The 24,763-nt window shown below is 30.5% G+C and carries 24 protein-coding genes; 14 read left to right on the top strand and 10 right to left on the bottom strand.

Annotated elements, in window-relative coordinates:
• Positions 1–213: 213 nt before the first annotated feature.
• The 9 genes from hisG to JBL43_RS00630 all read left to right on the top strand — a co-directional run bounded on the left by hisG (position 214) and on the right by JBL43_RS00630 (position 9,373).
• A complete protein-coding gene (gene hisG, locus JBL43_RS00670; protein ID WP_198839573.1) occupies positions 214–1,071 on the top strand; it encodes an ATP phosphoribosyltransferase in 858 nt (285 codons plus the stop codon).
• Positions 1,072–1,509, top strand: a complete 438-nt coding sequence (locus JBL43_RS00665; RefSeq protein WP_198839572.1) for a GNAT family N-acetyltransferase — start codon at positions 1,072–1,074, stop codon at positions 1,507–1,509. It begins immediately after the preceding gene.
• Positions 1,502–2,791, top strand: coding sequence for a histidinol dehydrogenase (hisD, locus tag JBL43_RS00660; RefSeq protein WP_198839571.1), 1,290 nt, complete (start codon positions 1,502–1,504; stop codon positions 2,789–2,791). The genes JBL43_RS00665 and hisD overlap by 8 nt, the downstream gene beginning before the upstream one ends.
• Positions 2,784–3,827 (top strand): histidinol-phosphate transaminase, encoded by a 1,044-nt coding sequence (hisC, locus tag JBL43_RS00655; RefSeq protein WP_198839570.1) that lies wholly within the window; start codon positions 2,784–2,786, stop codon positions 3,825–3,827. Before hisD ends, hisC begins: the two co-directional genes overlap by 8 nt.
• Positions 3,828–3,913: 86 nt before the next feature.
• A complete protein-coding gene (hisB, locus tag JBL43_RS00650) occupies positions 3,914–5,047 on the top strand; it encodes a bifunctional histidinol-phosphatase/imidazoleglycerol-phosphate dehydratase HisB (protein ID WP_198839569.1) in 1,134 nt (377 codons plus the stop codon).
• Positions 5,048–5,165: 118 nt separating this feature from the next.
• Positions 5,166–5,750, top strand: coding sequence for an imidazole glycerol phosphate synthase subunit HisH (gene hisH, locus JBL43_RS00645; protein WP_198839568.1), 585 nt, complete (start codon positions 5,166–5,168; stop codon positions 5,748–5,750).
• A gap of 66 nt (positions 5,751–5,816) precedes the next feature.
• Positions 5,817–7,250: a sulfatase gene (locus JBL43_RS00640; RefSeq protein WP_198839567.1), complete on the top strand. Its 1,434-nt coding sequence runs from the start codon at positions 5,817–5,819 to the stop codon at positions 7,248–7,250.
• Between the two features lie 2 nt (positions 7,251–7,252).
• Positions 7,253–7,654, top strand: coding sequence for an RDD family protein (locus JBL43_RS00635; RefSeq protein ID WP_198839566.1), 402 nt, complete (start codon positions 7,253–7,255; stop codon positions 7,652–7,654).
• 387 nt (positions 7,655–8,041) lie between these two features.
• Positions 8,042–9,373, top strand: coding sequence for a DUF58 domain-containing protein (locus JBL43_RS00630; RefSeq protein WP_317193434.1), 1,332 nt, complete (start codon positions 8,042–8,044; stop codon positions 9,371–9,373).
• Between the two features lie 99 nt (positions 9,374–9,472).
• Here JBL43_RS00630 and JBL43_RS00625 read toward each other — a convergent pair whose 3' ends face one another.
• Both JBL43_RS00625 and JBL43_RS00620 read right to left on the bottom strand, forming a co-directional pair.
• Complete coding sequence (locus tag JBL43_RS00625) at positions 9,473–10,474, bottom strand: glycosyltransferase family 2 protein (RefSeq protein ID WP_198839564.1); 1,002 nt, start codon at positions 10,472–10,474, stop codon at positions 9,473–9,475.
• A gap of 97 nt (positions 10,475–10,571) precedes the next feature.
• Entirely contained in the window at positions 10,572–11,018 is a 447-nt protein-coding gene (locus tag JBL43_RS00620) for a type I restriction enzyme HsdR N-terminal domain-containing protein (RefSeq protein WP_198839563.1), read from the bottom strand.
• 29 nt (positions 11,019–11,047) lie between these two features.
• On the opposite strand from JBL43_RS00620, the gene holA reads away from it, so the two are divergent.
• The gene (gene holA / locus JBL43_RS00615; protein WP_138950090.1) at positions 11,048–12,052 is read left to right on the top strand and encodes a DNA polymerase III subunit delta; all 1,005 of its coding nucleotides are present in this window, start codon (positions 11,048–11,050) and stop codon (positions 12,050–12,052) included.
• Positions 12,053–12,103: 51 nt separating this feature from the next.
• Here holA and JBL43_RS00610 read toward each other — a convergent pair whose 3' ends face one another.
• The 4 genes from JBL43_RS00610 to JBL43_RS00595 all read right to left on the bottom strand — a co-directional run bounded on the left by JBL43_RS00610 (position 12,104) and on the right by JBL43_RS00595 (position 16,766).
• Positions 12,104–13,153 (bottom strand): T9SS type A sorting domain-containing protein, encoded by a 1,050-nt coding sequence (locus JBL43_RS00610; protein ID WP_198839562.1) that lies wholly within the window; start codon positions 13,151–13,153, stop codon positions 12,104–12,106.
• A 277-nt stretch (positions 13,154–13,430) separates the two neighbouring features.
• Positions 13,431–13,994 (bottom strand): PepSY domain-containing protein, encoded by a 564-nt coding sequence (locus tag JBL43_RS00605; RefSeq protein WP_198839561.1) that lies wholly within the window; start codon positions 13,992–13,994, stop codon positions 13,431–13,433.
• A gap of 179 nt (positions 13,995–14,173) precedes the next feature.
• Positions 14,174–15,418, bottom strand: a complete 1,245-nt coding sequence (gene bamG, locus JBL43_RS00600; RefSeq protein ID WP_198839560.1) for a BamG family beta-barrel-assembly machinery protein — start codon at positions 15,416–15,418, stop codon at positions 14,174–14,176.
• A 7-nt stretch (positions 15,419–15,425) separates the two neighbouring features.
• Complete coding sequence (locus JBL43_RS00595) at positions 15,426–16,766, bottom strand: DUF4270 family protein (protein WP_198839559.1); 1,341 nt, start codon at positions 16,764–16,766, stop codon at positions 15,426–15,428.
• Between the two features lie 278 nt (positions 16,767–17,044).
• Here JBL43_RS00595 and JBL43_RS00590 point away from each other — a divergent pair, with 278 nt between their 5' ends.
• From JBL43_RS00590 to JBL43_RS00575, 4 genes are all read left to right on the top strand, one after another.
• Entirely contained in the window at positions 17,045–18,019 is a 975-nt protein-coding gene (locus JBL43_RS00590; RefSeq protein ID WP_198839558.1) for a Kelch repeat-containing protein, read from the top strand.
• Positions 18,020–18,110: 91 nt separating this feature from the next.
• On the top strand, positions 18,111–18,446 hold the full coding sequence (locus JBL43_RS00585; protein WP_198839557.1) for a DUF4907 domain-containing protein: 336 nt from the start codon (positions 18,111–18,113) through the stop codon (positions 18,444–18,446).
• A gap of 35 nt (positions 18,447–18,481) precedes the next feature.
• Entirely contained in the window at positions 18,482–19,528 is a 1,047-nt protein-coding gene (locus JBL43_RS00580) for a sensor histidine kinase (RefSeq protein WP_198839556.1), read from the top strand.
• The gene (locus JBL43_RS00575) at positions 19,525–20,241 is read left to right on the top strand and encodes a LytR/AlgR family response regulator transcription factor (protein ID WP_317193427.1); all 717 of its coding nucleotides are present in this window, start codon (positions 19,525–19,527) and stop codon (positions 20,239–20,241) included. The genes JBL43_RS00580 and JBL43_RS00575 overlap by 4 nt, the downstream gene beginning before the upstream one ends.
• A 6-nt stretch (positions 20,242–20,247) precedes the next feature.
• Here JBL43_RS00575 and JBL43_RS00570 read toward each other — a convergent pair whose 3' ends face one another.
• From JBL43_RS00570 to porX, 4 genes are all read right to left on the bottom strand, one after another.
• A complete protein-coding gene (locus JBL43_RS00570) occupies positions 20,248–20,901 on the bottom strand; it encodes a YggS family pyridoxal phosphate-dependent enzyme (RefSeq protein ID WP_198839555.1) in 654 nt (217 codons plus the stop codon).
• A gap of 88 nt (positions 20,902–20,989) precedes the next feature.
• A complete protein-coding gene (locus JBL43_RS00565; protein WP_198839554.1) occupies positions 20,990–21,940 on the bottom strand; it encodes a D-2-hydroxyacid dehydrogenase in 951 nt (316 codons plus the stop codon).
• Between the two features lie 10 nt (positions 21,941–21,950).
• Complete coding sequence (serC, locus tag JBL43_RS00560; protein ID WP_198839553.1) at positions 21,951–23,015, bottom strand: 3-phosphoserine/phosphohydroxythreonine transaminase; 1,065 nt, start codon at positions 23,013–23,015, stop codon at positions 21,951–21,953.
• A 203-nt stretch (positions 23,016–23,218) separates the two neighbouring features.
• Positions 23,219–24,763 carry a T9SS response regulator signal transducer PorX gene (porX, locus tag JBL43_RS00555; protein WP_198839552.1) on the bottom strand — a complete coding sequence of 515 codons (1,545 nt, stop codon included), beginning with the start codon at positions 24,761–24,763 and terminating at the stop codon, positions 23,219–23,221.

Genomic DNA, 24,763 nt, shown 5'->3' with positions numbered 1-24,763 from the left:
AATCTTTAAAAATTTGCATTATAAAAAATTTATCCATTAAATTTGTACTTCAATAATATAAAAAATGACTTTAAATCACATACATCATCATTTCCATACTGGCTTTCAGGCGAGGTGAGTTGTTGTGTTTTAAATCTAAAATCATATAAACCCGTTTGAATAGTTCAAGCGGGTTTTTTATTTGTTTGCACTATCGAACCTAATTTTAAATAAATGAATAAATTAAAAATTGCCATTCAAAAATCAGGCAGATTAAACGAAGAATCATTAGAATTGCTTAAAAATTGTGGTATTTCCATTGATAATGGAAAAGATCAATTAAAAGCTTTTGCAAGAAATTTTCCTATTGAAGTTTTGTATCTAAGAAATGGAGATATACCTCAGTATCTTAGAGATGGTGTTGTAGATGCTGCTATATTAGGTGAAAACACGTTAATTGAAAAAGGAAATGACTTACCCATAGTTGAAAAATTAGGTTTTTCGAAATGTAAAGTTTCTATTGCTGTGCCTAAATCAGTTGAATATGGATCAATTAAGGATTTAGAAGGTAAGAGAATTGCTACTTCATATCCAAATACAGTCAATCAGTTTTTAGATAAAAAAGGTGTAAAATCTGAGTTACATGTTATTAATGGTTCTGTAGAGATTGCTCCAAATATTGGATTGGCGGATGCTATTGTTGATATTGTCTCAAGTGGTAGTACCTTATTTAAAAATAACTTAAAAGAAGTTGAAGTTTTATTAAAAAGTGAGGCTGTTTTAACGGTTTCACCTTCATTATCTGCTGAAAAGCAAAGTATATTAGACAAACTTCAATTTAGAATTCAATCGGTTCTTAAAGCAAGAAATAGTAAATATGTGTTGTTAAATGCTCCTAATGATAAAGTAAATGATATAATTAAAATTTTACCAGGAATGAAAAGCCCAACAGTTTTACCTTTAGCAGAACAAGGATGGAGTTCTATACATACTGTAATTAATAAAGATAGATTTTGGGATGTAATTGATGAATTAAAGTTGAATGGAGCAGAAGGGATTTTAGTGTGCCCAATTGAAAAAATGGTTTTATAAATGTATTCATCTTATCAGATCAAATTTATTGCTGATGAGGATATTTTTACAATTATTCCTTATTTAAGACGATTAGATGATAGCATAAGTGTTGAGGTTTTAAAAGAAAGGCTCCCAGAAATGTTAAAACACAATTATAAATGTGCTGGAGTTTATGAAGAAGATAAATTGATTGGAATTTGTGGTGTTTGGGTGTTGTTCAAGTATTATATTGGTAAACATTTAGAAGCAGATAATGTGATGATTCACCCAGATTATAGAGGAAAGGAAATAGGCCCATTACTTTTAGATTGGGTTAATGATTATGGCAAATCAATTGGTTGTGTTGCCACAGAATTAAATAGTTATATTGGTAACAATAGAGGAAATAAATTTTGGGAAAACTATGGTTGTCAAAAGTTAGGTTTCCATTATAGAAAGACATATACAAATGAATAAAATATACAACCCAGAAAAAGACAGTTGGTCAACGATATTATCTAGACCCACACAGACTGTGGAAGATATTGAAGCAACAGTGTTAGAAATTTTCAATGAGGTAAAACAGAAAGGTGATGTTGCCATTGAAAAATACACCAATCTTTTTGATGGTATAGAGTTAACGAATATACAAGTTTCTGCAACTGAAATTTCTGAAAAAGGGAAAACCATAGACGGTAGTTTAAAACAAGCCATTCTTTTGGCTAAGAATAACATTGAAAAATTCCATAAAGCTCAAAAAACCTCAAAAATTGAAGTTGAGACTGCTGTTGGTGTCAATTGTTGGCAAGAAAAACGCCCTATTCAAAAAGTTGGAATTTACATTCCAGGTGGTACCGCTCCGTTGTTTTCAACGGTATTAATGTTAGCTATTCCGGCTAAATTGGCTGGTTGTTCAGAAATTGTATTGTGTTCTCCTCCTGATAAGGAAGGGAATATTAATCCAGCAATTTTATATGCAGCTGAGCTTTGTGGGGTTACTAAGGTTTATAAAGTTGGTGGTATTCAGGCCATCGCCGGAATGACTTTTAGTACCGAAACGATACCACAAGTATTTAAAATTTTTGGACCTGGGAATCAATTCGTAACGGTAGCTAAGCAATTAGCAACAAAATATGGTGTGGCTATTGATATGCCAGCTGGACCTTCTGAATTGTTAATAGTAGCCGACGATACTTCAAATGCAAGTTTTGTGGCTTCTGATTTGTTGAGTCAGGCTGAACATGGTTCTGATAGTCAAGTCATTTTAGTTTCTACTTCTAAATCTTTGATAGATAAAGTGGAAACAGAAATAGAAATACAAATAGAAGATCTTCCGAGAAAAGCTATGGCTCAAAAAGCGATAGATAATTCCAAATTAATTTATGTTGATAATGATGCCATTGCCTTAAATTTAATCAATCAATATGGACCAGAACATTTTATTATTTGTACTGAAAATGAAGATTTTTATATAGATGGTATACAAAATGCAGGTTCTATTTTTATAGGGAATTATACACCTGAAAGTGCAGGAGATTATGCTTCGGGTACCAATCATACCCTACCTACTAATGGTTATGCTAAGCAATATAGTGGTGTAAATTTAGATAGCTTTTTAAAGAGTATGACTTTTCAAAAGGTGACAAAAACAGGAATAAAAAATATAGGTAATGCCATAGAAATAATGGCTAGTGCCGAAGGTTTACAAGCTCATAAAAATGCTGTAACATTGCGATTAAACAGTTTAAAGGATGAATAATTTTAATCTAAATAGTTTAATTCGTCCAAATGTTAAGGCGTTAAAACCGTATTCATCTGCACGTGATGAATTTAAGGATTTTGATCAGGATATGGTCTTTTTAGATGCGAATGAAAATCCTTTTGAAAATGGTGTAAATCGTTATCCAGATCCGCAACAAAGGACTGTAAAAAAAATATTAGCAGAACAAAAAGGTGTTCAACTAGAGAATATTTTGTTAGGTAATGGGAGTGATGAAGTTTTAGATCTCATTTATCGAGCCTTTTGTGAGCCCAGAGAAGATAATGTAATTACATTACCACCAACATATGGAATGTATGGAGTTTTGGCTAATATTAATAATGTTGAGAATAAGGAAGTGTTGCTAGTAAACGATTTTCAGCCGGATGTTGATGCGATTTTGAAGGCAGTTGATAAGTACACAAAATTATTGTTTATATGTTCACCAAATAACCCTTCGGGTAATACTTTGGATGCTGCAATTATTGAAAATTTACTAAAATCATTTAATGGGTTAGTAATCATTGATGAAGCATATGTCGATTTTTCATCAGAAGAAAGTTGGTTGAATAAACTTCAGAATTATCCCAATTTAATAGTTACACAAACACTCTCTAAGGCGTATGGTATGGCAGGAATACGACTAGGCATTTGTTACGCTTCAGCAGAAATTATCGCAGTATTAAACAAAATTAAACCACCATATAATGTTAATGAATTAACACAGCAGCGAGCAATTGAAAGGTTGGAAGATGTTGTCGTAATTGAAAATGAAATTAACATAATTACAATAGGAAAGAATAAGTTACTTGAAGAATTACTTGAAGTAAATTATGTGGAAACTATTTATCCCACAGATAGTAATTTTGTGTTAGTGAAAGTAGATAATGCAGATAAAAGGTATGCACAATTATTAGAAAAGGGAATTGTAGTTAGAAATAGATCAAGTCAACCATTATGTGAGAATTGTTTACGATTCACCATTGGTACAGAACAAGAAAATGAAAAATTGATAAAAGCATTAAAAGAAATGTGAATTGATGATTGTCCCCTTGAGGGGACATTAGGGGCGTAAATTCTAAATATTAATTAAACAACTACTGAACTTAGTTCAGCAAAAGCATGAAAAAAGTATTATTTATTGATAGAGACGGAACAATTATTAGAGAGACTACTGATGAGCAAATTGATAGTTTTGAAAAATTAACATTTTATCCAAAAGCATTAGCCTATTTACCAAAAATAGCTAATGAATTAGATTACGAATTGGTTATGATAACCAATCAAGATGGATTGGGAACGGAGAGTTTTCCAGAAGATACATTTTGGCCCGTTCATAATTTTATTGTCGATGTTTTTAAGAACGAGGGTGTTGTATTTAATGAAATAGTGATTGATAAAACGTATGCAAAAGATAATGCTCCAACAAGAAAGCCAAATACAGGCTTATTAACAAAGTATTTTTCAGAGGAATATGATTTGAAAAATTCATATGTTATAGGAGATCGCTTAACAGATATTGAGTTAGCTAAAAATCTAGGGTCAAAAGGTTTTTTTATCAATGATAATACGCATTTAGGTACGGATGAGATTACAGTTAAACGCGATGAATTAGATGAGTTTATTGCGTTAGAAACGAATGATTGGCAACGAATTTATGAATTTTTGAAATTAGATAATCGTACAGCGGAGATCAAAAGAAAAACAAATGAAACGGATATTAGTATTAAGTTAAATCTTGATGGTACAGGCAAAAGTAAAATTGATACGGGTATTGCTTTTTTTGACCATATGCTAGACCAAATTTCGCGTCATGGACAAATGGACTTAGAAATTAGTGTTAAAGGCGATTTAGAAGTTGATGAACATCATACTATTGAAGATACAGCCATTGCCCTTGGAGAAGTTTTTAGCGAGGCATTAGGTAATAAACTAGGCATAGAACGCTATGGTTTTTCTTTACCTATGGACGACTGTTTAGCTCAAGTTAGTATTGATTTTGGAGGTAGAAATTGGTTGGTCTGGGATGCTGATTTTAAACGTGAAATGATTGGTAAAATGCCTACAGAGATGTTTTATCATTTCTTTAAATCTTTTACAGATGGTGCCAAAGCGAATTTAAATGTAAAAGTTGAAGGCGAAAATGAACATCATAAAATAGAGGCAATTTTTAAAGCTTTTGCGAAAGCTATTAAAGCTTCTGTAAAACGTGATGCTGATAAAATGATACTGCCAAGCACAAAAGGAATGTTGTAAATAGAGAAAGCTCTCTTGTTAACCAGTAAACTTATATTCATCAAGTAATAAACTTACGGTTTGTAAAAAAGAAGGAGGAAGGGATCATTTATTTAAATCTTATAATAATATTTATACTATGAAGATAGTCATCATTGACTACGGAGCCGGAAACATTCAAAGCATTAAATTTGCTATTCAAAGATTGGGGTATGAAGCCATTCTTAGTCATGATGCGGTGACTATTCAATCTGCCGATAAAGTTATTTTTCCTGGTGTAGGAGAGGCGAGTAGTGCTATGGAAAAGTTAAGATCCACTGGGTTGGATACCCTTATTCCACAATTAAAACAACCCGTTTTAGGTATTTGCTTAGGAATGCAATTGATGTGTAACTACAGTGAAGAAGGTGACACAAAAGGATTGGGTATTTTTGATGTAAATGTTGTCAAATTTAGTAACAAAGTAAAAGTCCCCCAAATTGGTTGGAATACACTTACGGATCTAAAATCTACTTTGTTTAAGGGGATAAGAGAGCAAGAATATATGTACTTGGTACATAGTTTTTATGCACCTATTTGTGCTGAAACTATTGCCGTCACTAATTATGAAATGGACTATTCATCGGCTTTAAAAAAGAATAATTTTTATGGAGTTCAATTTCATCCAGAAAAGAGTAGTAGTGCAGGGGAGATGTTATTGAAGAATTTTTTGGAGTTAAAATAGATTTATAAATTAGTGGAATAGTGTTTTAAATATATAATTTTAACTTGCAATTATAATTAACTATGTATGAAGCAATTTATTTTTATATTCATTTTATGTTGGAGTTTTAGTTCCATTTCTCAACAGAAAAAGCCAAATATCTTATTTATAATAGCTGATGATTTAACAGCAACTGCAGTTTCATCTTATGAAAATAAGGCTAGTAAAACGCCAAATATTGATAAGTTAGCTTCTGAAGGAGTTCGGTATACAAAAGCATATTCTCAATACCCTGTTTGTGGACCCTCAAGAGCTTCATTTATGTCTGGTTATTATCCCAATGCTACCAAGACTTTCGGTTATGTTAGCGGACGAGAAAATATAGGCCCAGATAGAAAAACATGGTCACAATTATTCAAAGATAACGGATACTATACGGCACGGGTAAGTAAGATTTTCCATATGGGAATCCCTATTGATATTGAAACAGGATCTAATGGACAAGATGATAAAGCATCTTGGACGGAGCGTTTTAATAGTCAAGGGCCTGAATGGAAAGCCATCGGTGAAGCGGAATTAGTTCAAGGAAATCCTGATGGGAAAATAGAAAGAAAAGGAGGTAATGTGATGACCATTGTAAAGGCGGAAGGTGATGACTTAGTCCATTCTGATGGGAAGACAGCTCAAAAAGCCATAGAATTAATCAAGAAACATAAAAACGAACCTTTCTTTTTGGCTGTAGGTTTTGTGAGACCTCATGTCCCTTTTGTAGCTCCAAAAACATACTTTGAACCGTATCCACATGAAAAAATCGTAATGCCTAAAAAAGTAAAAGGCGATTGGGATGATATTCCTAAAAGAGGTATCAATTATGTTACAAGTGTTAATGGACAAATGTCTTTAGAGCAAGAGAAAAAAGCAGTGGCTGCGTATTATGCCTCGGTATCATATATGGATACTCAAGTGGGTAAAGTGCTAGAAACCTTAAAAAAGGAAGGGTTAGAAGATAGTACTATCGTTATTTTTACTTCAGATCATGGATTTCATTTAGGAGAGCATAATTTTTGGATGAAAGTGAGTTTACATGAAGAATCTGTTCGGGTTCCTTTGATTATTAAAGTTCCAGGTAAAGGCCCGAAAGTATGTAATTCATTGGTGGAGTTGTTGGATTTATATCCTACAATTTCTGAATTGGCGGGTCTAAAAACCTCAAAGCATTTACAAGGTAAGAGTTTAGTTAAAACAATTGATAATGCTGAGTTTCAAGTTAGACAAGAAGCTTTTAGTGTTTCGCAAGGAGGGAAGTCCTTTTTGTTAAGAACAGAAAAATGGGCTTATATTCAATACAATGAAGACGCTTCTGCTGGTATTGAGCTATTTGATATGATAAATGATCCTGAACAATTTACAAATTTGGCCAATGATCTTAACTACAAAAAGGTAGTATCCTCTTTTCAAAAGAAATTAAAGCAGAAATTGAAAAAAGTAAGGCATAATGATTTAGGTTTTATATATCCATAATTATGAAAATAGAATACGCAATTTTACCCAGTCGAGTTAAAGCATTGTTTATAGATACGATGATAATAGTGGCCTTAATCTTTTTGGCTTCTGAAATCCTAGCTCAGTTTGAAAATGTACCTAATTATGTTCGAATAATTATTTTCATCTTATTTTTTCATTTGTACGACCCTCTATTTGTAAGTATTTATGGAGGAACAATCGGACATTCTAAAATGGGTATAACAGTCCGAGATGCTCAAAATCCTAAAAATAAAATTAACTTTATCCGTGCATTATTTCGATTCGTTTTTAAAGTAATGTTAGGTTGGATCTCATTTCTTACCATTTCAGGGAACAAAAAAAAACAAGCGATACATGATTTAATCGGTAATTCAATCGTAATAGAAGATGAGAAAGAGTAACTTATTAAATAGTATAATTTCATTCATAATAATTGTAATCTTTGGCTTTCTATTATGGCATTATATTGAGTATTTATGTCAATTGTATGGTCCGATAAATAGTCTAATATCTATTTGCTTTCCAACTCCTACTTGGATAGTTTATACGAATTTGTTTTTAAGCTGTGCTGCAATAATTATAAGTCTATTGCTTTTTAAAGAGAAAATTAAACTATTAAAAACTATTTTATTGATAATTCTAATTGGTTCATTGATGTTTATTATTGAAACTCGTTTTTCTTAATTAATAGTTGAAATGAAATTTAAAAACTAAACTCTTTATTTTCATTACATTATTTCTCAAAATCTATTATTTTAGCTAAAAGTTAACCATAAAGGCTTTCTATGATCAATCTTTTCAAAAACTTGTACATTCATCAACGCTTTTTTGTGTATATAAGCATCATAGCAGCCCTTTTTCTTGTTTCTTTTTGGGTGGACTTACTATATCAAGTGGCTTGGTTATTTGTGTTGGGTTTAGTAGTGTTATTCTTATTTGATGCTTATGTTTTATTTCGTTTTAAAAACGGAATAAAAGCCAGACGTATTTTACCAGATAAATTTTCTAATTCTGATGAAAATCCCGTACCAGTTACAATCGAAAATAAATATCCTATAAAAATATTTTTAAAAGTTATAGATGAGTTGCCCAAGCAATTTCAAAAAAGAGATTTTGAACTTAATACCGAGATTGCAGCACAGCAATCTCATAATTTTGAATATCAAGTGCGACCTGTAGAACGAGGTGAATATAATTTTGGTAATTTAAATTTATTTGTTTCCTCTTCTTTACAAATGGCAGCCAGACGTTATCGTTTTGACGCTGAACAAATGGTGGCTGTATATCCGTCATATATTCAAATGCGTAAATATGAGTTTTTAGCATTGAGTAATAAGTTAACGGAATTTGGACTTAAAAAAATACGTCGAATAGGGCATACGATGGAATTTGAACAGATTAAAAATTATGTTGCTGGTGATGATGTTAGAACCATAAACTGGAAAGCAACTGCGAAGCGAGCTCAATTGATGGTGAATCAATATCAAGATGAAAAGTCACAACCTATTTATTCGATTGTTGATACAGGACGGGTTATGAAAATGCCTTTTGAGGAATTGAAATTATTAGATTATGCCATAAATTCAACGTTGGCATTATCAAATATTGCGTTGCTAAAAAATGACAAAGCGGGTCTGCTTACGTTTTCAAAAAAGTTAGAGAAATTGATTCCTGCTAGTAATAAACGGACTCATATTAATGTTATCAATGAAGCTCTTTATAATGTAGATACTCAATTTACAGATTCTGACTTTGGTTATTTATATGCTACTATTAAAAGGAAAATAAATCAACGTAGTCTCTTAATTCTCTATACTAATTTTGAACACATTTCTTCCTTGCATAGGCAATTACCATTTTTAAAAGCAATTTCTAGACAACACTTATTAGTGACGGTATTTTTTGAAAATACAGAATTGGATGATCTAATATCTGAAAATGTAGAAGATTTACAAAGTATTTATCATAAAACTATAGCAGAAAAATTTGCTTACGAAAAACGTTTAATCGTAAAAGAATTAGAAAATAGAGGAATACATGCTATTCTTACAAAACCTCAAAACTTAAGCGTTAATGTAATTAATAAGTATTTAGAATTTAAGGCTAAAGGGCTTATTTAATTTAATAAAAGTAATAGTCTTTAAATTTGAGCTTTATAAAAGTTGATGTTGGTTGTTTTAATGTAATGTATAGTAATTGATATGGAAGGGATGGGGCTTTTAATCTATCTCACTAAATGTCTTCCGTTTCAGTGCTAAATGTTGCCAAACAATACTTTTACATTGGTAATAATTTATGCTTTTATTAGTTGTATTTCTTCGTTTTTTTAGAAATTTAGGAATGTTCCAATAGAAGTTAAAATGGGCTCTGACAATTGCCCAAGTATGTCCCGGACGTAATTCTGTCAAAAACTTAACTCCAGCAAAACCATCAAGTATAAATCTCAAAAAGAGTACTACAATTAAATATCGGTTTGGTACATTTTTTAGAATTGAAAGTAAACTATTTCTGAAATTTAAATACGTTTTTTTAGGATTGGCTTGGTTTAAAGTAGCACCACCAACATGATATACCGTTGAGGTTCCTATATATTTAATGGTATAACCTTTATTTTTTATTCTCCAACACAAGTCTATTTCTTCATAATGTGCAAAAAAATCTTCATCAAAGCCATTTAACTGATGATAGACTTCCTTACGAATAAAAAAACAGGCACCTGAAGCCCAGAATATATCTGTAGTATCATTGTATTGGCCTTTGTCTTCTTCTACATCAGAGAATAATCTACCTCTGCAATATGGATACCCATAAAAATCTATAAATCCCCCGCCAGCACCCGCATATTCAAATTTAGATTTATCCTTGAAGTCTAAAATTTTTGGCTGAATAGCCACCGTATCCTTAGAGGATTCAAATTCAGCAATAATCGGCTTTAACCAGTTTTCTGTTACTTCAATATCTGAATTTACCAATGCGTAGATATCTGCATCAATATGTTTTAATGCATCATTATATCCTTTAGCATAACCACCATTTTGGCTATTCTGAATAATTTTAATCCTAGGGAAATGTAGCTTTACAAATGCAACAGAATCGTCAGGTGAGTTATTGTCAGCTACATAAATATCAGCGTCAACTTCACTGTATTTTAGCATTGCGGGTAAAAACTGCTCTAAGAGTTGTTTTCCATTCCAATTTAATATGACTACAGCTATTTTCAAAGGGTAATTTTAGGTTGCAAACTTAAGGTTTTTATTATTCTTGTCATTCCGAGGTACGAGGAATCTGTTTAATCTTTAAATCAGAATAGGTAATTGATTAGCGGCTATAATAAGGCAACGCTTCCAAAAAAACATATTTTTCATTCTCTGAATCCATTTGGCAAAAATAATGATTAAGACCATTTGTAACCATTAAGTATTTAGCATTTAAATTTAAGTTATATCGTGCAATTTGGTCAAATGTATCTTGAGTTATTTTAACTTTAGGAGCTTTGCATTCAATAATTATTTCTGGGTTTCCTTTTGTATTGAATACCAAAATGTCAAAACGTTTTTTTAACGTGTTAATAGTCAATTGTTTTTCTACGGCAATAATAGATTTTGGATAATTTAAATGGTTAATTAAATAATGAACCACATGTTGCCTTACCCATTCTTCGGGTGTAAGCACCATATTTTTTTTTCTGATAATATCAAAAATAAACTGCTTATTTTCTTTACTTTTGATGCTTAGTTCGGCTTTAGGCAAATTCAATACAACCATACTACAAAAATGAATATTTTTTCTTAGAAATGGAACGCATCAATCAAATAGTTTCTGACATCAAAAACGGAAATATCAAACCCATTTATTTTTTAATGGGTGAAGAGTCGTATTATATTGATAAAATATCAGATTATATTGAACGTAAGGTGCTTACCGAAGAAGAAAAAGGATTTAACCAAATGGTATTGTATGGCAGAGATGTTAGCATTGATGATATTGTTTCCAATGCAAAACGTTATCCAATGATGGCCGAAAGGCAAGTGGTTATTGTAAAAGAAGCCCAAGACCTATCAAGAACAATAGAGAATTTGGTTTCTTATGTTGAAAACCCTCAACCTTCAACAGTTCTGGTTATTTGTTATAAATATAAAACCTTAGATAAACGTAAGAAGCTAAGTAAAATAATTGGTAAAAACGGACTGCTATTTGAAAGTAAGAAACTATATGAAAATCAAGTAGGTGATTGGATTCGTAGAGTATTAGCTGGTAAAGGATATCAAATTGAACCGAAAGCAGCGTTGATGCTTGTTGAATTTTTAGGAACTGATCTTTCTAAAATTGCAAATGAATTGGAAAAGTTGATGGTGGTCTTACCTAAAGAAAGTTTGATTAGGCCCATTCATATTGAAGAGAATATAGGAATCAGTAAAGATTTTAATAATTTTGAATTACGTAAAGCAGTAGGAGAAAGGGAACTGGTAAAAGCGAATCAGATTATAAATTATTTTGCTGAAAACCCCAAAAGTAATCCCTTAGTAGTTACGATCTCTTTACTCAATAGTTTTTTTACACAGCTATTAATTTATCATGGTTTATCAGATAAATCAAAAGGAAATGTTGCCAGAGCCTTACGAGTTAATCCTTATTTTGTGGGTGACTATGTAAATGCTGCACGGAATTATCCGATGAGAAAAGTGTCACAAGTTGTTGCTTATTTACGAGAAGCAGATCTGAAAAGTAAAGGTGTGGGTGCTCAAAATATGCCCAATGGAGATATTCTGAAAGAGTTGTTATTTAAAGTGATGCATTAATTACTGATTCCATTAGTAATTGGTTTTCTATTTAAAATTCAACTAACAATTTTAAAATTTCAATAATTTTTTGACTACACTTATCTCATTATCTTTTTTAAACACAACAAAATAAATACCATTCTTTAAGTTAGAGACATTAAAGGAATTATTATCCATAGGTCTTTTTAACCGAACTTCTCTTCCAAAACTGTCATGTAATTCAATGGCATCATAACCATCCAAGTCGTTTCCTTTCATGGTTACTTTATCAGTAGCAGGATTTGGGTAAATGGAAATAGCTTTGCTATCCAAAGATGATTGAAATTTAGAAATATTAGCGTTTTCTTCAATGTTAAAATCAGAGAAAAATATCTTTTTTTCTGTAGTGGTATCTATATCAATTGATGCTTTGAAAATTCCCCATTTTGGTCTAATAAATTCAGCATCTGTTTTCCATGTTCTAATGGCATCATCATTATATTCTAATACTATTTCTTCATCGTTCACTGTTTTTATACTAATATCATAAGCACCAATTTCATTGTAAGTAATTGTTTCAGAAACTTCAATCCATTGACCCTTTAAATTGGTAATGTCAATAGATTCTAAAATAGTTTGAGTATCCATTTCCGCATATCGTAATTCTAAACTTTCAAATCTACCTTTTCTGGTTGTTGTTAATGTGAATAAGGGCACATCAGCTTCAGAACCACCAATAGCTTTCAATTGATGAATATCCATATTGTTGTTACGCACAACAAAATGATCATCAAACTTAAATTTCCATGAATAGGTTATGGTTTCACCAGCTTCTCCTAACAAAGTTTTTGGTTCATCTGATACAGTTTTAAATTCGTTAAACTTAGTACCGAAATTTTCACAAGCTTCAATATCATCAGATTTATGTATTTGAAATTGACCAACTGTGATATTTAATTCATCGTCATGTATTTCATTATAATGTCCTCCAAAACCATTCTGATTACAACTGGTATGTGTAACCAAATTATCGGGTGCTAACATTGCGGAAATTAATTCAGGATTATCTGAAACTGATTGTGGAAAAATAAGTTGTAACGTAAAAACGCAACTTATAATACATAAATTAAACTTCTTCATTTTTGAGATAAAAACATTAGGGTTATAAGAAGTAATTTATGCTACATATAATAATGGGTGTTTGTTTTTGTTAATAACTCTTAATATATCATTTTAGTATATGAAGCGTATTAAAAACTTTTAATTTATCTATTTCAATTAAGGTTATTAGACTTAAGGTGTTGTATTTCAGTATTTTATGTGTTTACATAAAAAATGATTTAAAAAAGTGTAAATCGCTGTTATTCACAAAGTTGTTAAATTTTCTGTTTTTTGTTATTAACAATTTTTTTTTGTGTTACCTTGTCTTTTTCATTCTTTTAGGTCCGTACCAAAGCCAAAAACCTGTTATGGTAAAGAGTAGCAAAGCTAAACTCATTGTTGTAGTGTAAATAATTTTTATTTGGCCGTATGAAGTGTTAAAATAATTATCTAATATAGAACCATCATGTATATTTTCTATAGTATCTGAATGCCTTTTTCCAATATTTAAAACGTTGCCAGTAGCTCCGTCTAACTGAACTTCGTTTGCATGATTTTGATACACAAATTTAACAATACCTTTTTCTTTTCTTATATCTATTCGATCAAGTTCTAATGACAAGTTAGTGTCAAGAGAATCGTGTAAAACCTGATTTGCAATTTCGTGAAGTTGATCAATAGCAATCCATTTCGTTAGATTATTTGAGGTACCAACATATGTGTTAGGTAAGAGAAGCTCATTACTATTTTTTTTCAAACCTAATAGAAAACCAGTAATTGATATGATAAAAAAAAATATAAATAAGAAAGCACCCATTGTTCGGTGTATCTTTCTGAAAATTCGTAAAATTTTAGCTTGGTTTTGTCTCTTCTCTCTCATTAAAAAATAAAAATAAGACGTGAAGATATAGATTTTAAACAAGAATTTCAAAACTAATCAAATCCGAAAATTAGATTAGTGCGAAGACCGTTTAATTGATAGTATTCATAATCATAAATACTATCAATTAAATGTATAAAGTAAAATGTTCTTTATAAAAAAGTAATTTCAAAATACATTTAAAATATTTTTTTCTTTTTGAACCAAATAGCATTTAAACTTATATTTAATGTTAGTTTATGGTAGTTTTCAAGAATTAAACTATTATCTGTAGTACCTTGTTTTCCGTAACTATAAGAAAGGTTCAGCATTGAGCTATTTGTAGCTGACAAAGGCATACCAAGTCCAATAGTGCCAAAATAGTTATCTATATTATTATTTGACAAACGCAAGAAACCTGAATCGTAGTTAAAACCTAATCTATATTTTACGTTATTCCAAAAGAAACTTTCATTGTTTGATTTTCCATATTCTAAGCCTAAGGCATAAATATCTTGATTGGTATATGCTCCAATATTATCTTTTTGGCTAGTATCTGACCAAAAGTTTTTCTTATAATCAAAATTGAATGTGATATTTTTATTAATTCTACTACTAATTCCTATACCAAGTTTTACGGGTAATTGAAAGTTATCTAAATCTGTTTCTTCTTCATCTTCGAAGGTAACTTGACTGGAGTTTGAAAGAACTTTATAAGCATTAAGAGTATTTTTACCACTTAAATTAGTAGGTAAATCTAATGTAGCTCCTAAAGTTGTTCCTTTGAGTAATTTATAATTAGTATAGTGTATACCAAATTTAGCATCAAAGCCATTATAATAACTTGAATTTTCTAAATATGCACTTGAATTACTTGTATACACCCATTTTTCTTGAGTAATTGTACCAAAAAGAAAAGACATGTCTACTCCAACGTTTATGTTTTTATTTAACTTTAAACCATTACTAATAAAGACTTTATTTAACCCGCCAGATCCTGTAATATTGGTAACATAATTGCTAGTTGACCCAATTATATTTTCGCTTATATCTACTTGATATCCGACTTTTGTGTAGGGTAATAATCCAAAACTTAAACCCCAGCCTTTTTTAATAGGAAAGGCTAATGCTAAATGTGAAAAATTAAAGTCATAGGTTTTTTCATGAATAGAACTTGTTTCATTGTTTGACATTACACCGTTAACACCTAATTCATATAAGAAAGTATTATTACCAATATCAGCAAGATAAGCAGGGTTGGTATTGTTTAATGAATACGGATCTCTATAGGCGATACCTGAGTTCCCCAGAGAAGTAAAACGATTAAAGTAAGTGGTGTTTTCTACGCCTAACCCATATAATGAATACGGAGAGCTTGTGTCGTTTTGTGCACTAACCATACTTGATAAACCGATAGTTAATATAATTATAATTTTTTTTATCATGATCATTTTAATAGGTGAGATATGTTATCGCTAATTCCATTTTGAAGTTTTCAGAACTAGAGAAATCGTCTAATTTTAATTTATCTATAGTTTTGTCAGAATCAGGTAATAGTAACATTATAGAATAGTTGTTATCATAGTCTGTAGTTACTATACTTTCGACAAACGAAGTTAAATCTAACGTGTAATAGGTATTATTATTAAACTCGTCATCTTCATTTTGAAGTGTGGCATATAAAGTGTTTGAGTCTGAATCAAAAAGTTGACTAACATATCTGTTTTTACTATCTATAATATAGGCACTTATAGATTCACTCAATTTAGTTTTACTGTTGTAACTACTTTTACTGGGTACTATTTTTAATATGGCTTCTAAGAGGGTGCTGTTTTCTTCAAGTCTTAATAATTCTTTTAAATTTGATATTTCAATTTTGGTACAAATACCAGTACCTGATTGTATAAAAGTTGAATTATTGGTTTCACTGCTAGACAAGGAGCTTTCGCTGTCTACAATATCATTTAAAATGGAGTTTTCTTTATCATAGGATATATTGTTAAACTGATTCGCTGAACTTGTAATATAAAATTCTTTATAGTAATCATTGTTTTCATCATCATCGTCGTCAATAGTATAATAAATTCTTAAAGCTGAATTATTAAAGGTCTCAGTTGAAGAAAAACTAAAGCCTAGAAATGAGCTATTATTAATTTCGGGAATTATCGCTAATCCTTTTAAATAATCTGTAAAATCATCATTGTCTTCAATTTCATCATTCTGTATTTTATCAAATAAATCTAATCCAAACTCGTAACTGAGTTTAATATATAATGAATCATGTTCTGCATCTATGGGTTTAGGGTAAAAACTTAAAGTTCCTAAAGCATCATCATCATAAGTTAAGGAAGAAGAGTTGTAAAAATTAGTATCATCGTCATCGTCATCATCGTTGTTTGGTTCAAATGTTTCATTGATTCTATGTACATTAAATGTTTGTACTTTAGTAGTATCTCCATAATAATAGGTATCATAATATAGAACTAAGGCAATAGAGTCATATTCAGCATCATCATCAATAGTTATAGAGCTGTTGCCTACTTGAAAAAAACTTTTTGAAGTGATATTACCTAAGTCATCATCATTAATAGTACCTAATAATATTCTTTCTGTACCTGATGTAACAATTGAATCAAAAACTATGGTTGAACTATTTATGGTCAATGTATCAACCAACTTAACCTTTAGGTTGTTATCAACAAAATCTTCCCCTATTTCATAGGTTGCATTATCACTTTCACATGATATAGAAAGTAGTAATAAACACAGTAAACCAATCGTATAATATCTCATTTAGCTTTCAATTTTGAGCAAAAGTATCTCAATCATAATGTATAAGTTCTACAAAATAGATTAAGTGCGTATTTGTATCGACTAAAAAGCTAAAATTTTGTTAAAACACTGTAAATCAATGATTTTAATGATTGGTATGTAAGTATTATCAGTTAGTAGATGAAAAGTGAGTGTTCATCTATTTTATAATTTTAATTAAAACCTTTGGTTATACTTTTGCTTCAGAAAGTAATGCTAGAAGCTACTTAAGCATTAATATAATTATAAATATAATAAATATGAAATTAACAAAAATGATTTTTAAAAGCATGTTCTTTATGCTTTTTATGATAACTATCGGCTGTTCAGACGATGATGATGATGATTATGGAAATTGGATTGAAAGCTCTGACTTTGATGGCGATGCTCGGGCAAATGCAGTTTCGTTTGTAATAGGTAACAAAGGATATTTAGCAACTGGTTATGATGGAGATGATTATTTAGTTGATGTATGGGAATATTCAGCTGAAGGTAATTATTGGGTTCAGAAAGCTGATTTTCCAGGTACTGCTCGTAGTGGGGCTGTTGGTTTTGAGTTAAATGGAGTTGGTTATTTAGGTACTGGATATGATGGTGATGATAAATTAAACGATTTTTGGGCCTACGATGCTACATCGAATACTTGGGAGCCTAGAGCTGATTTTATAGGAACTGAACGATATGGTGCAATTGGGTTTTCAGTTTCAGGTAATGGTTATATAGGAACGGGGTATGATGGTAGTGAATTGAAAGATTTTTACAAATATAATGATGTTGCTGATTCATGGGAACAATCTGTTGGATACAGCGGTTCAAAAAGAAAAGATGCAGCTACTTTTACTATTGGAAATAAAGTTTATTTAGGAACAGGTATTCATAATGGAATTTATGAAGAAGATTTTTATGTATTTGATGGTGATACAGAAGTATGGACAAAATTGACAGATTTAGATGAGGAGGATGAATACTCAATTACAAGAAGTGGATCTGTAGGATTTACATTGGATGGTAAAGGGTATTATGTTTCTGGTAATTATACACAAGATGTTTGGGAGTATGACCCTAGTGATGATACTTGGGATGAGTTAGCAAGTTTTGAAGGAAGTGGCCGTGAAGATGCATCTGGATTTAACTTTGGGGATAGAGCATTTATAACAATGGGAAAAAGTGGAAGCTATTACTTCGATGATATTTGGGAGTTTAAACCCTTAGAAGAAGTTGATGAAGATGATTAAAAAAATAGAATAATGTTTAAGTTAATATAGATTAATTATTTAAAAGGGGTAGGTTTATAATTATAACTTACTCCTTTGTTATTTTTAGTAAATGAAAAAGAAATTTTTTATAATCGGTTTTGTTATTTTATTAACAACTTTAATTGTCTTTATTGTCAAGAAAAATAATAATTTTGATGCCTCATCAAAACTATATTCTATAGAGACTTTTAAAGTGGATCAAGGTTGGGGGTACAACATTTTACAACAGGATAAATTATTTATTAAGCAAAATTATATTCCAGCTGTAAAGGGAAACCATCCTTTTTTTACAAAAAATGATGCATATAAAACCGCAAAATTAGTGATTAAAAGACTCGATAAAAATAAATTGCCAACAATAACCATTGAAGATTTAAAACATTTAAATGTTACACTGTACAACTAGTTTACTAATTTTGTTTTTCGCGTTAATATTATAATTTGATTAAAGGTCATAAATACATAAATGTAATAATAATCCATGTTTTAGCATGGATGATTGTTTTTGCCATTGGCTTAAGTCAAGTTTATTATCAAATTGAATTTATACCTTCAAATGTTTATGTCTTTTGGTTCACAATCTTATTTTTATTTTATTTTAACTATTTTATTCTTGTTCCTAAACTTTTATTAAAACATAAGATTTTAATTTATGTGGCTATCGTACTTTCAATTTCTATAAGTGTATATTTTGTTTCACGTGAGTTAAGGCCAGATCGAATTATTGAAAATTTTAGACCTAATCTTTTGTCTGACAGGTTGTTGGTAGAGCGAAAATTACCTCCGTTTTTTGTTCGATTCTCAAAATTGATAACAATTTTATTGTTCTTTGCCATTGGTACTAGTATTAGACTCGCCTTGGAATGGTATAAAAACGAAAAACAAAAGGTGTTGATGCAATCAGAAAAAGTCAATACTGAATTATCTTTTCTAAAGGCACAATTAAATCCTCATTTTTTATTCAATTCTTTAAATAGTATTTATGCATTGGCTAACAAAAAATCTGATGATACTAGTGAAGCAATTATAACATTATCTGAATTAATGAGATACATGATTTATGAAACAGATAGAGCTTTAGTTCCTTTAGAAGATGAATTAAATTATATCAAAAACTATATATCCTTACAGACCTTAAGGATTAAAGATTCTATTGGAGTACGTTTTAATATGCATGGTAGTTTAGACCATAAGATAGAGCCATTATTATTGATTTCATTTATTGAAAATGCCTTTAAGTATGGAACTGATTTTACAGGTAAAACTGATATTAGAATTAAAATGACCGTTGAAGGTGAGCATTTAATTTTTGAAGTTATCAATCATATTTCTTCATTACGTAAAAAGAATGAACATAATTCTGGAGTAGGATTACATAATATAAAAAACAGATTAAATTTATTATACCCTAATAATCATGAGTTAATTATAACGGATGAAAATAATCACTTTCGTGTTTTTTTAACTTTAAAATTAAAAAGAAAATGATGCGTTGTTTAATTATTGATGATGAGCCACTAGCTATAGAGTTATTAGAAGATTTTGTTTCAAAGGTTCCCTTTTTACAATTGGAAAATAGTTGTTCAAATGCAATGGAAGCAACGGAAACAATAAAATCTAGCCAAATAGATTTAATATTTACAGATATTGAAATGCCTGATTTTTCAGGTGTTGAGTTTATTAAATCATTGGAAGTAAAACCGCTATTTATTTTTACGACTGCCTATTCACATTATGCGTTGGAAGGTTTTAATTTAAATGCAGTTGATTATTTAGTAAAACCAATACCTTTTCATAGATTTATTAAAGCAGTAAATAGAGCACAAGACCTTTTTAGTTTAAAAAATGATTCAAAAAAGGACGTAGTGATTAAAAATTCAGCACCTCCAGAATTTATTTTTGTAAAATCCGATTATGAAAATGTTAAGGTCAATCTAAAGAGTATTCTTTATATAGAAGGTTTAAAGGATTATGTAAAAATTTATACAAACATAAATTCTAAACCTATTTTAACCTTAAACAGTTTGAAAATATTTGAAGAAAAATTATCTACAGCTAATTTTATTAGAGTCCATAGGTCATTTATAGTGTCATTAAAGCATATTAAATCAGTACAACGAAATAGAATTGTAATCGATGATAAAAGAATACCTATTGGATTGAACTATAAAGATGCATTTATAAAACGCATTGATGGTTAATTTTTTTTAGTTTCTAGTGCCAAATATTGCACTACCAACTCTGACCATTGTACTTCCACATTCAATGGCAAGTTTGTAATCGCCACTCATACCAATAGATAAAGAAGTAAATTCTTTATGATCGGTTTTTAATTTTTCAAAGAGGGTTTTTATTTTGGAAAACTCAGCTTTAATTTGCTCTATATTATCGGTAAATGTTGCCATACCCATTAAACCCGTAATTGATATATTTTCTAATGCTTCAAGTTCTTTTGAAGATAATATTTCTTCAATTTCGGTAAATGGTAAACCAAACTTAGTATCTTCTTCTGCTATTCTGGCTTGTAATAAGCAATGAATTACCCTATTATGTTTTTTTGCTTGTTTGTTAATTTCTTGAAGGGTTTTAAAACTGTCAACACCGTGAATAAGCTTAACAAAATGGGCCATATACTTTACCTTGTTTCGCTGTAAATGACCAATCATATGCCATTCAATATCTTTTGGCAAAGCATCATATTTATCAACCATTTCTTGAATTCTATTCTCTCCAAAAATACGTTGTCCAGTACTGTAGGCTTCTAGAATAGCTGAATTTGGTTTCGTTTTAGAAACAGCAACCAATGCTACCTGAGCAGGTAGGCTTTGTTTAATTTTTTTAAGATTTTCAGAAATGCTCATATAAATATTTTTAAATAACTATAATTAAATTACTCCTTAAAATAAGGAGTAATTTAATTATGAAAAATTTTAAATAAAAAAGATATGATTACCCTAAAATAGCAATAATCTGTTCCGCCAATTCACTTCCAATTCTTTCTTGAGCTTCATTCGTAGCAGCACCAATATGAGGTGTTAATGAAATATTTGGATTCATTAATAATTGAATTTCTGGCATAGGCTCTTTTTCAAAAACATCTAAAGCAGCTTGTGAAATTTTTCCCTTATCAATAGCTTCAACCAAAGCAATTTCATCAATAACACCACCACGTGCCGCATTAACAATACAAGCTTTGTCTTTCATTAGGTCAAATTCCTTAGTAGATATAACATACTCGTCTTGTGCAGGAACATGTAGTGTAATAAAATCTGATTGTTTTAATACTTCTTCTTTTGAAATTGTATCTATTTTGAAATTTAGACGTTGTCCATCATAAAAATCTAATTCTAAATCAGCTGATTCTAGAAAAGGGTCAAATGCCACAACTTTCATTCCAACTCCTAAAGCAATTTTTGCAGTAGCTTGTCCAATACGACCAAAGCCTAAAACACCTAAGGTTTTTCCTTTTAATTCTACACCCTTGGCATATGCCTTTTTTAAATCTTTAAATTTTGAATCTCCTTCTAATGGCATATTTCTGTTCGAGTCGTGTAAGAAACGAACCATACCAAAAAGGTGAGCAAAAACGAGCTCTGCTACTGAATGAGAAGATGCTGCTGGTGTATTAATGACTTTAAGTCCTTTTTCTCTCGCATATTCTACATCAATATTATCCATACCAACACCGCCACGGCCTATTATTTTTAAAGAAGGACAGGCGTCTATAAGGTTTTTACGTACAGTAGTTGCACTTCTAACCAATAAAACGGCCACTTTATTTGTATTTATGTAATCAATTAATTGATCTTGAGCTACTGTAGTTAAATCTACTTTATAACCTGCATTTTCTAATGCTATAACACCACTTTGTGCAATTCCGTCATTTGCTAATACTATCATCTACTTGTTTTTATTTATTTAATTCTTTCATTACATTTACTAAGGCCTGTACACTTTCTAAAGGTAGGGCATTATACATACTCGCTCTATAACCACCAACTGATCTGTGACCATTGATACCACTTAGGCCAGCAGCTTTACATAGTGCATCAAATTTGTCTTTTAAGGTTTCATCCGTTAAAACAAAGGTAGCATTCATGTTAGATCTATCTTCTTTTTCTGCGACACCTTTAAATAAAGGGTTGCTATCAATTTCATCATATAATAATGCAGCTTTGGCGTTGTTTATTTTTTCAATTCCAGCAACACCACCCGAATCTTTTAACCATTGTAATGTTAGCATAGATACATAAACAGCAAAAACAGGAGGGGTATTAAACATACTGTCTTTAGAAATATGTATTTGATAATCTAACATTGAAGGTATTTTGCGTCCGGTTTTTCCTAAAACTTCATCTTTTACTACAACTAAAGTAGCTCCAGCTGGTCCCATGTTTTTTTGAGCTCCAGCATAGATTAAATCAAATTGAGAAAAATCTAAAGAACGAGAAAAGATATCCGAACTCATATCACAAACGAGTAGGCTATTGCTTTTCGGAAATGATTTCATTTGGGTACCATAAATGGTGTTATTACTTGTGCAATGAAAGTAATCAGCATCAGCTGGTATTTCAAAGCCTTTTGGAATGTAATTGTAATTTTTATCTTTAGAAGATGCAACTATTGCTACATCACCAAACAATTTTGCTTCTTTGATTGCTTTTGAACTCCAAGCTCCTGTATCTAAATAAGCGGCTTTTCCACCCTCTTTCATTAGGTTATATGGAGTCATTAAAAATTCTAAACTTGCACCACCTTGTAAAAACAATGCTGAATAACCTTTGTTTTCAAGGTTTAGCAACTCCAAAACGAGATTGCTGGCTTTTTCCATTACCGCAACAAAGGCTGGGCTTCTATGTGAGATTTCTATTAATGATAAATTTTCATCATTAAAATTTAATATTGCTTCTGAGGCTTTTTGCAAAACTTCTTGTGGTAAAATAGAAGGTCCTGCACTAAAATTATGCTTTTTCATTTATTGTAAAATTAGAGCACAAATTTGGGGATTTTATAACGAATAATTGTTAAGAATTATTCAAAATTTGATAACAAAGACAGAATATTTGTTAATAATTACTGATTTTTATCAGGTTTATAAAAGAATTAATAATGATAAGCCCTCTAATATTATTTTTTAATTAAAATTAGAGGGCTTATTATACTGATAAAGGTCAATAATTACTTTGGGTCCATTATTATACAAGGTATAATCATTTCTTCTAAACTAACACCTCCATGTTGATATGTGTTTTTATAGTATTTGACAAAATGATTGTAATTATTAGGATAAGCGAAGAAGTAGTCTTCTTTGGCAAAAACAAAAGAACTACTCATGTGAATTGAAGGTAACTGGATGTCTTCTGGGTTTTTTACCGCGTAAACTTCTTTATCCGTATACGTTAAGCTTCTTCCTGTTTTGTAACGTAAATTTGAACTGATACTTTTTTCGCCAACAATTTTTGAGGGTTTTTTAGTGTTTATGGTTCCATGATCTGTAGTAATGATTAATTTAAGACCGTATTCTTGGGCTTTTTGAATCATTTCTAATAATGGAGAGTTTTTAAACCAACTTAAGGTTAAAGAGCGATATGCTTTATCATCACTGGCTAACTCTTTTATCATTTCCATTTCAGTTCGAGAGTGCGAGAGCATGTCAACAAAGTTATACACAATAACGGTTAAGTCATTGTCTTTTATTGATTTGAAATTTGCGGCTAAGTCACGTCCTTTTGGCATGCTTGTAATCTTAAAGTACTCATGCTTAATGTCTAATTTTAAACGTTTCAGTTGAGCTTCTAAAAATTCATTTTCAAATAGATTTTTTCCTCCTTCATCCGTATCATTTTTCCAATAGTTAGGATGTTTCTTAGACATTTCTAAAGGGGTTAACCCTGAGAATATTGCGTTTCTAGCATATTGTGTCGCAGTAGGTAAGATACTGAAAAAAGAAATTTCTTCCTCTTTCTTATAATAATTATTAATGATGGGTTCTAATACACGTAATTGATCGAAACGTAAATTATCAATAACTATTAGTAAAGTTTTTTCTTTTTTTATTTGAGGAACTATAATTTCCTCAAATAAATTATGTGAAAGCAAAGGCTTTTCTTCACCTTCAAACCATCCTTGGTAATTTTTCTGAATAAATTTAAAGAATTGAGAATTTGCTTCTTCTTTCTGACTTTCAAGTATCTCAATCATTCCTGGGTCATCAATTGACTCCAATTGAATTTCCCAATGAACTAACTTTTTATACAGGTCAATCCACTCATCATAAGTATTTACCATAGCCAGGTCTAGAGATATTTGCCTAAATTCTTGTTGGTAAGTAGAAGTGGTTTTTTCAGAAACCAATCGCGAATGGTCCAAATTTTTCTTTAAACTCAATAATATTTGATTCGGGTTTACCGGTTTTATCAAGTAATCAGCTATTTTAGAGCCAATAGCCTCTTCCATAATATACTCTTCTTCACTTTTTGTAATCATTACAATTGGAAGGTTTGGTAATTTTGCTTTTATCTTAGTAAGCGTTTCAATTCCAGATAAACCGGGCATGTTTTCATCTAAAAAAACAACATCAAAATTGCCATCATCTACACATTCAATAGCTTCAGCACCATTATTACATGTACTTACGTCATAATTTTTCTTCTCTAAAAATAATAAGTGTGGTTTTAATAATTCAATTTCATCGTCTACCCAAAGTATTTTGATTGCATTCAT

It is taken from the genome of Aureibaculum flavum, from assembly GCF_016406085.1.
Taxonomy (GTDB): Bacteria; Bacteroidota; Bacteroidia; order Flavobacteriales; family Flavobacteriaceae; genus Aureibaculum; species Aureibaculum flavum.
Note: the sequence above shows the minus strand (reverse complement) of the source record. Positions and strands in the feature narration are given on the sequence as shown.

What these genes read in the sequence shown, in the direction of transcription:
- JBL43_RS00665 (WP_198839572.1), top strand. Translation starts at nt 1,072, where the DNA reads ATGTATTCATCTTATCAGATCAAATTTATTGCTGATGAGGATATTTTT.
- JBL43_RS00590 (WP_198839558.1), top strand. Translation starts at nt 17,045, where the DNA reads ATGAAATTAACAAAAATGATTTTTAAAAGCATGTTCTTTATGCTTTTT.
- JBL43_RS00635 (WP_198839566.1), top strand. Translation starts at nt 7,253, where the DNA reads ATGAAAATAGAATACGCAATTTTACCCAGTCGAGTTAAAGCATTGTTT.
- JBL43_RS00620 (WP_198839563.1), bottom strand. Translation starts at nt 11,018, where the DNA reads ATGGTTGTATTGAATTTGCCTAAAGCCGAACTAAGCATCAAAAGTAAA.
- JBL43_RS00610 (WP_198839562.1), bottom strand. Translation starts at nt 13,153, where the DNA reads ATGAAGAAGTTTAATTTATGTATTATAAGTTGCGTTTTTACGTTACAA.
- JBL43_RS00640 (WP_198839567.1), top strand. Translation starts at nt 5,817, where the DNA reads ATGAAGCAATTTATTTTTATATTCATTTTATGTTGGAGTTTTAGTTCC.
- JBL43_RS00605 (WP_198839561.1), bottom strand. Translation starts at nt 13,994, where the DNA reads ATGAGAGAGAAGAGACAAAACCAAGCTAAAATTTTACGAATTTTCAGA.
- JBL43_RS00585 (WP_198839557.1), top strand. Translation starts at nt 18,111, where the DNA reads ATGAAAAAGAAATTTTTTATAATCGGTTTTGTTATTTTATTAACAACT.
- JBL43_RS00595 (WP_198839559.1), bottom strand. Translation starts at nt 16,766, where the DNA reads ATGAGATATTATACGATTGGTTTACTGTGTTTATTACTACTTTCTATA.
- JBL43_RS00570 (WP_198839555.1), bottom strand. Translation starts at nt 20,901, where the DNA reads ATGAGCATTTCTGAAAATCTTAAAAAAATTAAACAAAGCCTACCTGCT.
- porX (WP_198839552.1), bottom strand. Translation starts at nt 24,763, where the DNA reads ATGAATGCAATCAAAATACTTTGGGTAGACGATGAAATTGAATTATTA.
- hisH (WP_198839568.1), top strand. Translation starts at nt 5,166, where the DNA reads ATGAAGATAGTCATCATTGACTACGGAGCCGGAAACATTCAAAGCATT.
- JBL43_RS00575 (WP_317193427.1), top strand. Translation starts at nt 19,525, where the DNA reads ATGATGCGTTGTTTAATTATTGATGATGAGCCACTAGCTATAGAGTTA.
- hisG (WP_198839573.1), top strand. Translation starts at nt 214, where the DNA reads ATGAATAAATTAAAAATTGCCATTCAAAAATCAGGCAGATTAAACGAA.
- bamG (WP_198839560.1), bottom strand. Translation starts at nt 15,418, where the DNA reads ATGATAAAAAAAATTATAATTATATTAACTATCGGTTTATCAAGTATG.
- hisC (WP_198839570.1), top strand. Translation starts at nt 2,784, where the DNA reads ATGAATAATTTTAATCTAAATAGTTTAATTCGTCCAAATGTTAAGGCG.
- serC (WP_198839553.1), bottom strand. Translation starts at nt 23,015, where the DNA reads ATGAAAAAGCATAATTTTAGTGCAGGACCTTCTATTTTACCACAAGAA.
- hisD (WP_198839571.1), top strand. Translation starts at nt 1,502, where the DNA reads ATGAATAAAATATACAACCCAGAAAAAGACAGTTGGTCAACGATATTA.
- hisB (WP_198839569.1), top strand. Translation starts at nt 3,914, where the DNA reads ATGAAAAAAGTATTATTTATTGATAGAGACGGAACAATTATTAGAGAG.
- JBL43_RS00565 (WP_198839554.1), bottom strand. Translation starts at nt 21,940, where the DNA reads ATGATAGTATTAGCAAATGACGGAATTGCACAAAGTGGTGTTATAGCA.
- holA (WP_138950090.1), top strand. Translation starts at nt 11,048, where the DNA reads ATGGAACGCATCAATCAAATAGTTTCTGACATCAAAAACGGAAATATC.